At 62.2% G+C, this 12,800-nt stretch carries 10 protein-coding genes; 4 read left to right on the plus strand and 6 right to left on the minus strand.

Annotated features, from left to right (window positions below):
• Positions 1–101 precede the first annotated feature (101 nt).
• Positions 102–1,943 carry a dihydroxy-acid dehydratase gene (gene ilvD / locus LRO94_RS27100; RefSeq protein ID WP_032884175.1) on the plus strand — a complete coding sequence of 614 codons (1,842 nt, stop codon included), beginning with the start codon at positions 102–104 and terminating at the stop codon, positions 1,941–1,943.
• A gap of 193 nt (positions 1,944–2,136) precedes the next feature.
• Here the strand turns inward: ilvD and LRO94_RS27105 are convergent, their stop codons facing one another.
• Entirely contained in the window at positions 2,137–3,198 is a 1,062-nt protein-coding gene (locus LRO94_RS27105) for an HAD family hydrolase (protein WP_095185144.1), read from the minus strand.
• A 242-nt stretch (positions 3,199–3,440) separates the two neighbouring features.
• Here LRO94_RS27105 and LRO94_RS27110 point away from each other — a divergent pair, with 242 nt between their 5' ends.
• Positions 3,441–4,832: an L-cystine transporter gene (locus LRO94_RS27110; RefSeq protein ID WP_032884179.1), complete on the plus strand. Its 1,392-nt coding sequence runs from the start codon at positions 3,441–3,443 to the stop codon at positions 4,830–4,832.
• 78 nt (positions 4,833–4,910) lie between these two features.
• On the opposite strand, the gene LRO94_RS27115 is transcribed toward LRO94_RS27110, so the two are convergent.
• Complete coding sequence (locus LRO94_RS27115; protein WP_032884180.1) at positions 4,911–5,423, minus strand: dihydrofolate reductase; 513 nt, start codon at positions 5,421–5,423, stop codon at positions 4,911–4,913.
• 69 nt (positions 5,424–5,492) lie between these two features.
• Here LRO94_RS27115 and LRO94_RS27120 point away from each other — a divergent pair, with 69 nt between their 5' ends.
• Together LRO94_RS27120 and LRO94_RS27125 are read left to right on the plus strand one after the other, a co-directional pair.
• Positions 5,493–6,872: a DUF2868 domain-containing protein gene (locus LRO94_RS27120; protein ID WP_179179775.1), complete on the plus strand. Its 1,380-nt coding sequence runs from the start codon at positions 5,493–5,495 to the stop codon at positions 6,870–6,872.
• A complete protein-coding gene (locus tag LRO94_RS27125) occupies positions 6,865–8,232 on the plus strand; it encodes a DUF3482 domain-containing protein (protein ID WP_179179774.1) in 1,368 nt (455 codons plus the stop codon). Before LRO94_RS27120 ends, LRO94_RS27125 begins: the two co-directional genes overlap by 8 nt.
• Here LRO94_RS27125 and LRO94_RS27130 read toward each other — a convergent pair.
• From LRO94_RS27130 to LRO94_RS27145, 4 genes are all read right to left on the minus strand, one after another.
• On the minus strand, positions 8,229–8,783 hold the full coding sequence (locus tag LRO94_RS27130) for a phosphonate degradation HD-domain oxygenase (protein ID WP_179179773.1): 555 nt from the start codon (positions 8,781–8,783) through the stop codon (positions 8,229–8,231). The two genes, LRO94_RS27125 and LRO94_RS27130, sit on opposite strands and share 4 nt — an antisense overlap.
• Entirely contained in the window at positions 8,783–9,916 is a 1,134-nt protein-coding gene (locus tag LRO94_RS27135; protein WP_095185148.1) for a TIGR03364 family FAD-dependent oxidoreductase, read from the minus strand. Before LRO94_RS27135 ends, LRO94_RS27130 begins: the two co-directional genes overlap by 1 nt.
• A gap of 135 nt (positions 9,917–10,051) precedes the next feature.
• Positions 10,052–11,074 carry a putative 2-aminoethylphosphonate ABC transporter substrate-binding protein gene (locus LRO94_RS27140; protein WP_179179772.1) on the minus strand — a complete coding sequence of 341 codons (1,023 nt, stop codon included), beginning with the start codon at positions 11,072–11,074 and terminating at the stop codon, positions 10,052–10,054.
• A 19-nt stretch (positions 11,075–11,093) separates the two neighbouring features.
• Entirely contained in the window at positions 11,094–12,800 is a 1,707-nt protein-coding gene (locus LRO94_RS27145; RefSeq protein WP_122754222.1) for a putative 2-aminoethylphosphonate ABC transporter permease subunit, read from the minus strand.

Genomic DNA, 12,800 nt, shown 5'->3' on the forward strand with positions numbered 1-12,800 from the left:
TTTGCGGCAACTTCCGGACACCAGGGCCATTTTTCGGGTGTTCCAGACGTCACTAGAAGCTCACTCCCCTTTGATACCGATTAGCCGCCCGGAGTGCTCCAATGCCTGATTACCGCTCGAAAACATCCACCCACGGCCGCAACATGGCCGGCGCGCGCGCACTGTGGCGTGCCACGGGGATGAAAGATGACGACTTCAAGAAGCCGATCATCGCGATTGCCAACTCTTTTACCCAGTTCGTACCGGGCCACGTCCACCTCAAGGACCTGGGCCAACTGGTCGCCCGCGAGATCGAACGCGCTGGCGGCGTAGCAAAAGAATTCAACACCATCGCCGTGGATGACGGCATCGCCATGGGCCATGACGGCATGCTGTACTCGCTGCCAAGCCGCGAGATCATCGCCGACTCCGTGGAGTACATGGTCAACGCCCACTGCGCCGACGCCATCGTCTGCATCTCCAACTGCGACAAGATCACCCCCGGCATGCTGATGGCCTCCCTGCGCCTGAACATCCCGGTGATCTTCGTCTCCGGCGGCCCGATGGAAGCCGGCAAGACCAAGCTCGCCTCCCATGGCCTGGACCTGGTCGACGCCATGGTCATCGCCGCCGATTCCAGCGCTTCTGACGAGAAGGTTGCGGAATACGAGCGCAGCGCCTGCCCGACCTGCGGTTCGTGCTCCGGCATGTTTACCGCCAACTCGATGAACTGCCTGGTCGAAGCCCTGGGCCTGGCGTTGCCGGGCAACGGTTCGACCCTGGCGACCCACAGCGACCGCGAGCAACTGTTCCTGCAGGCCGGTCGCACCATCGTCGAGCTGTGCAAGCGTTACTACACCGAGAACGATGACTCGGTATTGCCGCGCAACATCGCCAACTTCAAGGCGTTCGAAAACGCCATGACCCTGGACATCGCCATGGGCGGTTCCACCAACACCATCCTGCACTTGCTGGCCGCCGCCCAGGAAGCCGAGATCGATTTCGACCTGCGCGACATCGACCGCCTGTCCCGTCACGTGCCGCAACTGTGCAAAGTCGCGCCGAACATCCAGAAGTACCACATGGAAGACGTGCACCGCGCCGGCGGGATCTTCTCGATCTTAGGCTCTCTGGCCCGTGGCGGCCTGCTGCACACTGACCTGCCGACCGTGCACAGCAAGTCCCTCGCCGAAGGCATCGCCAAGTGGGACATCACCCAGACTGACGACGAAGCCGTGCATACCTTCTTCAAGGCCGGCCCGGCGGGCATCCCGACTCAGACTGCGTTCAGCCAGTCGACCCGTTGGGACACCCTGGACGACGATCGTGAAAACGGCTGCATCCGCAGTGTCGAACACGCCTACTCCCAAGAAGGCGGCCTGGCCGTGCTCTACGGCAACATCGCCCTCGATGGCTGTGTGGTGAAAACCGCCGGTGTGGATGAGTCCATCCACGTCTTCGAAGGTCGCGCCAAGATCTACGAAAGCCAGGACAGCTCGGTTCGCGGCATCCTCGCCGACGAAGTGAAAGAAGGCGACATCGTGATCATCCGCTACGAAGGCCCGAAAGGCGGTCCGGGTATGCAGGAGATGCTCTACCCGACGTCCTACCTGAAATCCAAAGGCCTGGGCAAAGCCTGCGCCCTGCTGACCGACGGCCGCTTCTCCGGCGGCACCTCGGGCCTGTCCATCGGCCATGCTTCGCCAGAAGCCGCTGCCGGTGGCGCGATTGGCCTGGTGCAGGATGGCGACAAGGTGCTGATCGACATTCCGAACCGTTCGATCAACCTGTTGATCAGCGATGAAGAACTGGCGGCGCGCCGGGTCGAACAGGACAAGAAAGGTTGGAAGCCGGTTGAAAAACGTCCACGTAAAGTGACCACCGCGCTGAAGGCTTATGCCCTGCTGGCCACCAGCGCCGATAAGGGTGCTGTGCGTAACAAGGCGATGCTCGACGGCCTGTAAGCCTCGCCCCAATAAAAATGCCCCGCCAAGTGCGGGGCATTTTTTTGCCTGGAGCAATTCTCCAAAACACTGAGGATCACAATGTGGGAGGGGGCTTGCTCCCGATATAGATGGGTCAGTCAACACATGCACCGACTGGCACCCTGCTATCGGGAGCAAGCCCCCTCCCACATTTACCGGCGTAGAGCCGTGGTTATTGAATCTCATCCGGCTTGACGATCACCCAGTTCTTATCCGCCGTCACCGGCAACCCTTCCTTGGCCTGCGCCGCAGCATGCTTGGCCATCATGCCGTTGAGTTGAGTCATGTATTTGTCTTTGCGGTTGATCCACAGGTGCACGCCGCCCTTGGCGACGTCTACATCGTGGAACAGCATGTAACCGTCGCTGGTCGGCGTGTCGCCGCCGACGATCACCGGTTTTTTCCATTCGTCGATGTAGGTGAGGATCGCCGCGTGTTTACCCGCCATCCAGGTCGCCGGGGTCCACAGGTAAGGGGTCAGCTCCAGGCCGAGGTTGGCTTTCTCATCGTATTTGCCGGCGGTGATCTGCTTGCGGGCGGTGGTCAGCTCGCCGGTCTTGCGGTCCTTGAGCAGGGTGGTCACGCCGATGACGTTTTCAGGTTTGACGTTGTAGCCGTACTTCGGATCCGCCGCGACCATGCGCACCAGTTCCTCGGAAGCGGCCGTCATCACGTACACCTCGATGCCGTTTTCCATCAGCTTGTTGTACAGCTCGGTCTGGCCGGTGAAGACTTTCGGCGGCTGCACCTCGGACTTCTTCACCACGTCGCCTTCGAAATAGCTGACCGGCACGGGCTTGCCGGACGCCATCAGCTCATCCACCTGAACCTTGAGTTCCTTGAGGGTGAAGCCGGAAAACACCTGGGCGACCCAGGGGTAGCAGACCATGTCGTCCACTTCGCACAGACGATAGTAGTAACTGAACAGGCTTTCCTTATGGTCGGCCGTGTCTTTGAACGGCATCAGCTTGAGCGAAGGATCAAGGCTGTCGCGGGTGATCAGGCCCTTGTTTTCCATGTAGGGCAGCAGGGACTCTTCGAGGTCGTAGCGGTAGCTGGTGTTGTCCATGTCGAACACCGCGTAGTTACCCTTGTTGGCGTTGGCGGCGATCATGTCGTTCAGTTGCTTGGCCGCAGGTGCGGGCCAGTGTTTCAACTCCGTGGCGGCAAACGCCTGGCTGGCGAGTCCCAGGCAAAGTGCGGCGGATACCAGTAGTTTCGGCGCGAGCTTCATAGACGTTGTCTCCCTGAGTGAAAGACATCGACGCTAACAAATACTCGTGACAGTTCCCATGTTGAGCGCGACCGCGCGCGTCCTGATCCCGCCAACGGCATACGCCTGAGCGTCAAAGGCTTATTCCAAAAACGACAGTCACCATTCCATATTGGTATTAAATCAATATATTTCAAGCTGTTAGGATTTCCGGTTCGCAATCGCAGGCTCACGCGATTGGCTGCCTTCTCAACGGAGCTTCAATGAATCTGCCCCTGATTCTCAACTTACTCGTGTTCGTGGCCCTGCTATTGGGCCTGGCGCAAACCCGTCGCACAAACTGGAGCCTCGCCAAGAAGGTTCTGTTTGCCCTGGTCCTGGGCGTGGCGTTTGGTGTGGCGCTGCACAGCATTTACGGTGCCGGCAACCCGGTGCTCAAGGCCTCCATCGGCTGGTTCGACCTAGTCGGTAACGGCTACGTGCAGTTGCTGCAAATGATCGTGATCCCGCTGGTATTTGCCTCGATCCTCAGCGCTGTGGCGCGCCTGCATAACGCGGCGTCCTTGGGCAAAATCAGCTTCCTGACCATCGGCACGCTGCTGTTCACCACCGCGATTGCGGCATTGATCGGTATCGGTTTGACCAACCTGTTCGGCCTCACGGCCGAGGGCCTGGTGGCCGGCACCCAGGAAATGGCGCGCCTGCAAGTGATCCAGAGTGATTACGCAGGTAAGGTCGCCGACCTGAACATCCCTCAGTTGCTGCTCTCGTTTGTGCCGTCAAACCCGTTTGCCGACTTGGCCCGCGCCAAGCCGACGTCGATCATCAGCGTGGTGATCTTTGCTGCCTTCCTGGGGGTTGCCGCGCTGCAACTGCTCAAGGATGACGTGGAAAAAGGCCAGAAAGTGCTCAACGCCATCGACACCCTGCAAGCCTGGGTGATGCGTCTGGTGCGCCTGGTGATGAAACTGACCCCGTACGGCGTATTGGCGCTGATGACCAAAGTGGTCGCCGGTTCCAACCTGCAAGACATCATCAAGCTCGGCAGTTTCGTGCTGGTGTCGTACCTGGCCCTGGGCCTGATGTTCGTGGTGCATGGCCTGCTGCTGTCGCTGGCCGGGATCAACCCGCTGCGCTTCTTCCGCAAGGTCTGGCCTGTGCTGACGTTTGCCTTCACCAGCCGTTCCAGCGCGGCGGCTATCCCGCTGAGCATTGAGGCGCAGACTCGCCGCCTCGGCATTCCGCAATCCATTGCCGGTTTCGCTGCTTCGTTCGGCGCGACCATCGGCCAGAACGGTTGCGCCGGCCTCTACCCTGCCATGTTGGCGGTGATGGTGGCGCCGACCGTGGGCATCAACCCGTTGGACCCGCTATGGATCGCGACCCTGGTGGCGATTGTGACCCTGAGTTCGGCCGGTGTTGCTGGCGTGGGAGGCGGTGCGACGTTTGCCGCGCTGATCGTGCTGCCGGCCATGGGCTTGCCGGTCTCACTGGTGGCGCTGCTGATTTCCGTGGAGCCGCTGATCGACATGGGCCGTACGGCGTTGAACGTGAATGGTTCGATGACGGCAGGGGCAATTACCAGCCAGATCATGGGGCAGACGGACAAGGCGTTGTTGGATGCGGATGAGCATGCGGAGTTAGCGCAGGCCTGATAGACCGTCATCGGGGGCAAGCCCCCTCCCACATTTGGAATGCACTTCAATGTGGGAGGGGGCTTGCCCCCGATGCTTTTAGGCTTTTTCCCAGACTTCGAAGTTGTAAGCCGGCTTATCACCTTCGGCTGGGTTTGGCAGATTGGAAACCAACGTCCACTGGTTCGCATCAAACTCCGGAAACCACGCATCCCCTTCCGGACTCAGCGCCACGCGCGTGAGATATAACCGATCCGCCTGCTCCAGTCCCTGCGCATACAGCTGCGCGCCACCGATCAGCATCAACTCATCCACGCCCTGCTCCAGCGCCCAGGCTTCAGCCCGCGCCACGGCGGCATCGAGTGACGGAAAAACTTCCGCACCTTCAAGCTTAAGATCGGTCTGACGGCTGACCACCAGGTTCAAGCGCCCAGGCAGCGGTCGACCCAGAGAATCCCAGGTCTTGCGCCCCATGATGATTGGCTTGCCAAGGGTGGTGGCCTTGAAATATTTGAAATCCCCCGGCAAATGCCAGGGCATGCTGTTATCGACGCCGATCACGCGGTTTTCACCGAGGGCTGCGATCAGGCTTAAAGGGAGAGTTTTTTTCATGGCGACGAGAATACCAGAGCCAAGACCTAGCGGTTATGCTCCAACCTCACTTGCTCAACAGGACGGCGCGTGACTGCACTGAACCCGCTGCAAAAACTCTGGCTGACAGAAACCGTGCGCCTGCGTGAAGAACACGCAGGCGCCCTGGAGGACTTGGAAGCCAACCGCCTGGCCCGCACGGCCGGCGGCGATCTGCCGACGCGCATCCAGCATCGCGCCTTGCATCTGGCCGAGCGCGATGGGTTGACTGCCGCCCTCACCCGCTGGCTGCAAGGTGCGCGTTTGGCACTGGTGCTGCTGGCGCTAGTCGCCGTTATTAGCGGCGCCGGGCTGGCCTTCGCGGCACTGAGCAACGGTTTGACCCCGGTGAATGTGTTCTGGGCCCTGGGCAGCCTGCTCGGTTTGAATCTGATCCTGTTGATAAGCTGGGCACTGGGCCTGCTGTTTGCTGGAGAGCACAGCGCCAGCCTTGGTCGCTTATGGCTGTGGCTCAGTGAAAAACTCGCCCGTGACGCCAAGGCCGCGCAATTGGCCCCGGCGTTATTGCTGTTGTTGCAGCGCCAGAAACTCAATCGCTGGGCAGTCGGTGTGCTGGTCAACGGACTGTGGCTGCTGGCATTGCTCAGCGCGCTGGTCATTCTGCTGACACTGCTCGCCACAAGGCGCTACGGCTTTGTGTGGGAAACCACCATTCTCGGTGCCGACACCTTCGTCGCCGTCACCCAGGCCCTCGGCGCCCTGCCCGCTGTGCTTGGTTTCAATGTACCGACCGTCGAGATGATCCGCGCCAGCGGCGACTCCGCCCTCAATATCGAAAGCGCCCGCCAAGCCTGGGCCGCTTGGTTGGTGGGCGTGTTGCTGGTCTACGGCCTGCTGCCCCGACTCATCCTCGCCCTGTTGTGCCTGTGGCGTTGGAAAGTAGGACGCGCGGCCTTGCGCCTGGACCTGAACCTACCGGGCTATAGCCAACTGCGTGAACGCCTGATGCCAAGCAGTGAACGCCTCGGCGTCAACGACGCCGCGCCCGAGCAACTGCACCACGTTACCGGCGGCGTCAGTGAGCTTGAAAGCGACGGCGCCCTGTTGGTGGCCATCGAGCTGGACGACCAACACCCCTGGCCGCCCAAGCTACCAGCCCAAGTGAAAAACGCCGGCATCCTCGACAGCCGTGAATCGCGCAACAAGCTGTTGGAACAGCTCACCCGCTTCCCGCCCGCGCGCCTGGCCATCGCCTGCGACCCGCGCCGTTCGCCGGATCGCGGCAGCCTCGCGCTGATCGCCGAACTCGCGCGCAGCGCCGCAGCCACCCGCGTCTGGCTGCTGCAAGCGCCGCCCGGCCAAGCGCTGGATGCCGAACGCCTCGGCGATTGGCACACCGCGCTGCATCAGCTGGAGCTGCCCTTCGCCGACTGCGCGCCGTTGAACTGGCTGGAGACCGGTCATGACTAAACCGCTGAAACTCGCCGTGGTCGGCCACACCAACGTGGGCAAAACCTCGCTGCTGCGCACCCTGACCCGGGATGTGGGCTTCGGTGAAGTCTCCCATCGTCCCAGCACCACGCGGCATGTGGAAGGCGCGCGCCTGTCGGTGGACGGCGAAGCCCTGCTGGAGCTGTACGACACGCCCGGCCTGGAAGATGCCATCGCCCTGCTTGATTACCTGGAACGTCTCGACCGACCCGGCGAACGCTTGGACGGCCCGGCGCGCCTGGCGCGGTTCCTCGAAGGCAGCGAAGCGCGCCAGCGTTTCGAGCAGGAAGCCAAAGTGCTGCGCCAACTGCTGGCCTCGGACGCCGGTCTGTATGTGATTGATGCCCGCGAGCCGGTTCTGGCCAAGTACCGCGATGAGCTGCAAGTACTGGCCAGTTGCGGCAAACCCTTGCTGCCGGTGCTCAATTTCGTCAGCAGCAGCGACCACCGCGAACCGGACTGGCGCGAAGCCCTGGCCCGCCTCGGCCTGCATGCGCTGGTGCGTTTCGACAGCGTCGCGCCGCCGGAAGACGGCGAGCGTCGTCTGTATGAAAGTCTGGCCCTGCTGCTGGAAAACGCACGACCGCAGTTGGAACGCTTGGTCCTTGATCAGCAAGCCCAACGCCAAGCCCGCCAGCAAAGCGCCGCGCGGTTGATCGCCGAATTATTGATCGACTGCGCCGCGTGCAGGCGCAGCGTGGTCACTGAAGATGAGCAGCACGCCATCGGCGATTTGCGCAAGGCCGTGCGCCAGCGCGAACAAAAATGTGTGGAGGCCCTGCTCAAGCTGTTCGGTTTCCGCCCACAAGACGCGGCCGCCAGCGACTTGCCGCTGCTGGATGGCCGCTGGGGCGACGACCTGTTCAACCCGGAAACCCTCAAGCAACTCGGCGTGCGCGTGGGTGGCGGGATCGCTGCCGGCGCGGCGGCGGGTGCCGGCGTGGATCTGCTGGTTGGCGGGCTGACGCTGGGCGCCGCTGCCCTGGCCGGAGCCATCGCCGGGGGCGCGCTGCAAACCGCGCGCAGCTATGGCAGCCGCCTGCTGGGCAAGATCAAGGGCCAACGCGAGTTGACCGTCGATGATAGCGTCCTGCGCCTGCTCGCCCTGCGCCAACGCCAGTTGCTCAAGGCCCTGAGCCTGCGCGGCCACGCGGCGATGCACAGCATTAAGGTCGATACGCCCCAGGACAAAACCTGGCGCGAAGGCAAGTTGCCGGAGGCGCTGCACAAAGCCCGTGCCCATCCGCAATGGTCGTCGCTCAACCCCCACGCCAAGCTGAGCCAGGCTGAACGCCAAGAGCAAATCGAGGCCCTCGCCCAACGCCTCGACGAGACCTAAGCTGCCAGCACCTTGCGAGCCTTGGCCTTGAGCACTTCAAGGTCGAGCAGCGGCACGTGCATGTCCTTGGCTTGTTCGTCCCAGTGGCGCATGCGCAGGCTGACGTGACAGAGCGGGTCTTGCTCGAAGGCCCGTGCCTCATCGGCCGTCATCACGCCGCCCTGATAAGCCAAGGTTCGACGGCTGGCTTCGCTCAGGCGCGCGTAGTAATCCGGCTGGCTGAAGGTCAGGTAGCGCTTGGCCTGCACGTGATATTCCACCAGCCTGGCCATGCGTTCGCTGAACCCTGCCCGACGCAGGTAATCCGCCCCCAACCGCTCATGGCTGACCACGCCATAACCGCCCATGTTCGCGCCGCCCTGGCCGCAGAGATGGCCGATGTCGTGGAAGAACGCTGCCAATACCACTTCATCATCGAAACCTTCTGCCATGGCCAACTGCGCGGTCTGGGACATGTGTTCGATCTGCGACACCGGCTCACCGATGTAGTCCGCCGTGCCGTGCTGTTCGTACAAACCGAAGACGTCGGTAATCACCTGTTCCCGGTTCATCACGCCTCCCCACACAACGCGCGGATATTGCGCTCGGCCATCGCTGGTCCCACGCTCATGCCCACGCCGGTGTGCATCAACGCTGCACTCACGCCTGGCGCCGCCCGCAAGAACGAGAACGGCGCCGGTCCACGCGAGCCATAAACGCCCTGCCAACGCTCCACTACCTGGATCTTGCAGCCCAGGGTCTGCTGGGCCAGTTCGATCATCCAGTCGTCGACCTGTTCGGCGTTGAAGGGCGACGCATCGCTGCCGTACTCGTGGGAATCGCCGATGATCAGTTCGCCGTGAGGCGTTGGGCTGATCAGCAAGTGAATGCCATGCTCATGCAGGTACGGTGCTTCGCGAAGGATCTGCGCCTGCACCGGCGCGGCTTCCGGCAAGTCGGCGAAAGCACCGTAATGCACGCAACTGAGGCCGGTGAGCAAGGCGTGTTGCAGGTTCAGGTTGAGCACCGGCCGGGCGCGCAGCATTTGCAGGCGACAGACCTGCGGGTTGAGCGGCGCAATCGATTCGGCCAGCAGGGTTTGGTAATCGTGGCCGGAGCAGACGATGATCTGCTCGCCACGAAAGCTCCCCGCCGTGCTGTGCAGTTGCCCCGGCTCCACGTCGCGCACGAGCGTGGAGAAATGAAACTCCACGTTCAGCGCTTGCGTCAGGTAGTTGATCAGCGCCGGAATCGCCTCGCGCGAATACAGCTGTTGATCGTCCTTGCCGTGCAGCGCGGCGCGGTGGTGGCGGAACTGGCCGCCGTACAGGTCCTTCATTGCTGCGCCTTGCAGCAACTCGACGTTATAGCCGTACTCCTGCGCGCGACCGGCGCAGAAGGCTTCCAGCAGGTGTTCTTCAGCTTCGGTGCGGGCGAACAAGTACGAGCCGTTGCGCTTAAGTTGCAGCCCGGCGACTTGCGCCCACTGCCCCCAGATCGCACGGCTTTCCCGCGCCAGGTCGAGCATCGGCCCCGGTGGTTGGCCGGTGACCAGAGCCTGGCCGAAGTTGCGCACCGAGGCGCCCAACGGCGTGGCGCTGCGCTCGAAGACTTTGACCTTGAGGCCGCGTTTGGCGGCTGCATAAGCGTGGGAAAGGCCGAGGATGCCGGCGCCGATGATCAGCAGGTCGCTGTGGTGTGTCATTTAGTGATGTCCTGTTTTCAAGACCGCCATCGGGGGCAAGCCCCCTCCCACAGTTGACCGCATTCTCATGCAGGAACTCGGTCGACTATGGGAGGGGGCTTGCTCCCGCTAGGGCCATCAGCCCTAACGAAAACCTTACTGACCCGCTACCTTCTCCGACTTGCCGTCATAGCGCTTACGCCATTCAGTCAGGATGCTGTCGCGGTTTTTGGAGGCCCAGCCGAAGTCGTTCTTGATCAAACGCTGCTCGTAGTCCGCTGGCAATTCGGTCTGCGGCTTGGCGATTCCCGGCTGGGCGAGCACGGCAAAGTTGTCCTTGTACAACTCCATCGCCGCAGGGCTGGCAGAAAAGTCCGCCAGTTTCTTCGCCGCGTCGGCATGGGCGCTGCCCTTGATCACGGCAGTCGCTTCGATGTCCCAACCCAGGCCTTCTTTGGGCAGGATGATGTCCAGCGGCGCGCCCTGACGCTTGAGCTGTACCGCCGGGTATTCAAACGAAATACCAATCGGGAATTCTCCCGAAGCCGCCAGCTTGCAAGGCTTGGAACCGGAGTGAACGTACTGACCGATGTTCTGGTGCAGGTCGTCCATGTACTGCCAGCCTTGTTTCTCGCCGAAGGCCTGCAGCCACGCGCTTACGTCCAGGAAACCGGTGCCGGACGATGCCGGGTTGGGCATCACGATCTTGCCCTTGTACTCAGGCTTGGTCAGGTCTTGCCAGCTCACCGGCTTGGTCAGGCCCTGTTTCTCGGCTTCGACGGTGTTGAAGCAGATGGTCGCGGCCCACACGTCCATGCCGACCCAGGCCGGGGGGTTAGCAGCGTCGCGGTAGTTTTTGCCGATCTTGTCCAGGTCCTTAGGCGCGTAGTTGTCGAGCATGCCCTGCTGGTCGAGGATCGCCAGACTGGAGGCCGCCAGTCCCCACACCACGTCGGCTTGCGGGCGATCTTTCTCGGCCAGCAGCTTGGCCGTGATGATGCCGGTGGAGTCACGTACCCACTTGATTTCAACATCAGGGTTGGCTTGCTCGAAGGCCTTTTTGTAGGTCTTCAACTGCTCGGCTTCGAGGGCCGTGTACACGGTCAGTTCGGTTTTGGCGAAGGCATTCAGGCTGAATGCAGTGAGTACGGCAGCGACCAGCGCCAGGGGCTTGAACATGGAATACCTCCTTTAAGGGTTATTGGCCGGGCGCGGTCTGGCGCCAGGCTTGGGATCGGCGCAGCGCGCCACGTGAGGCCCACGCCAGCAGCAGCGAGACGCCGGCCGAGGTGAACAGGATCAGGGTCGACATGGCCGCCGCGCCGCCCACATTGCCGGCGTCGTCCATGTTCAACACGGCGACGGCGGCGAGGATGGTGTCGGGGCTGTAGAGAAAAATCGCGGCCGATACGGTGGTCATCGCCGATACAAACAGGTAGCGCACGATGTCCAGCAGCGCCGGCAGGCAGATCGGCACGGTGACGCGCAGGTAATGACGGTACAGCGGCGCCTTGAGCGACAGCGCGGCGGCTTCAAACTCGGCGTCCAGCTGGCGCAACGCGGTGGTGGCGGTCATCTGCGCAGTGGTCAAATAGTGAGCAATGGTGCACACCACCAGCAGGGTCATGGTCCCGTAGAACACGTGCAATGGGTTGCCGTTGAGGTTGAAGAAGAACACGTAGCCCAGGCCCAGCACCAAACCCGGCACGGCCATCGGGACAAAGCTGAGCATGCGCAGCGCCAGGTTCAGGCCCTTCTGACCTTTGGTTTTTTCCATCAGATAGGCGCCGGTGAAGATCAGCACACTGCCGATCAGTGCCGTGCACAAGGCCATGCGCAGGCTGTTGCGATAGGCCAGCCAGCCGCCGCCCGCCGTGTCTTCAAACTGGTAGTGGTTCAGCGACAGCGACAGGTTGTACGGCCAGAATTTCACCAGCGAGGAGTACACCGCCATGCCGAACACCAGCAGCAACACCGCGCAGATCAGTAGGACGATGGCCAGGTAGCAGCCATCCCTTACCCGCGATGGCGTGGGCTGGAACACCTGGGCGCGGCCACTCATGGCGTCGCCATGACGCCGGCGCAACCACGCATCCACGCCAAAACTGAACAGCGCCGGCAGTAGCAACACCATGCCGATCAACGCGCCGCGACCAAATTGTTGCTGGCCGACCACCGCCTTGTAGGCTTCCAACGCCAGCACCTGGTAATCACCACCGACCACCACGGGCACGCCGAAGTCGGTAATGGTCAAGGTGAACACCAGGCAGAATGCGGCGAACACCGCCTGGCGCGTGGCCGGCCAGGTGATGCTGCGAAACGCCCGTGCCGGGCTGGCGCCCATGCTGGAGGCGGCATCGAACAGCCGCGCATCCGCCAGGGACAGCGCCGACAACAGGATCATCAACGCGTGCGGGAAGGTGTAGATCACTTCCCCTAGCACAATCCCCCAGAAGCCGTAGATGTTGTCCGAAAGCAGCCCGCGCAGCATGCCCTGATTACCGAACAGATAAACCAGCGCAATGCCCGGCAGCATCGACGGTGCCATCAACGGCAGCAGCGACAGGCCTCGCCAGATCGCCTTGCCTGGAATCAACGTGCGTTGCAGCGCGTAGGCAAACAGGTAGGCCAGCGGTACGACAATGGCCGCCACGCTGAGGGAGACTTTCAGGCTATTGCCCAGCAGCCAGTGGAAGTTCTCGCTGGTGATTAAATCCCGAGCGGCCGCAAGGCCACCGCCCTGCCCGGCCTCGCTGCTGAAGCCGCGCCAGAAGATCGCCAGCAGCGGCATCAACACGGCAACACTGAGCAGGCACAGCCAGAGCAGTTTGCCGCCGAGCACAAAAATACGGTCGCCGGTTTCGGCACGGGAAACTTGCCGCGGCAGAGTCATGACAGCGGCCAT

Source organism: Pseudomonas sivasensis (assembly GCF_021391435.1).
GTDB lineage: Bacteria > Pseudomonadota > Gammaproteobacteria > Pseudomonadales > Pseudomonadaceae > Aquipseudomonas > Aquipseudomonas sivasensis.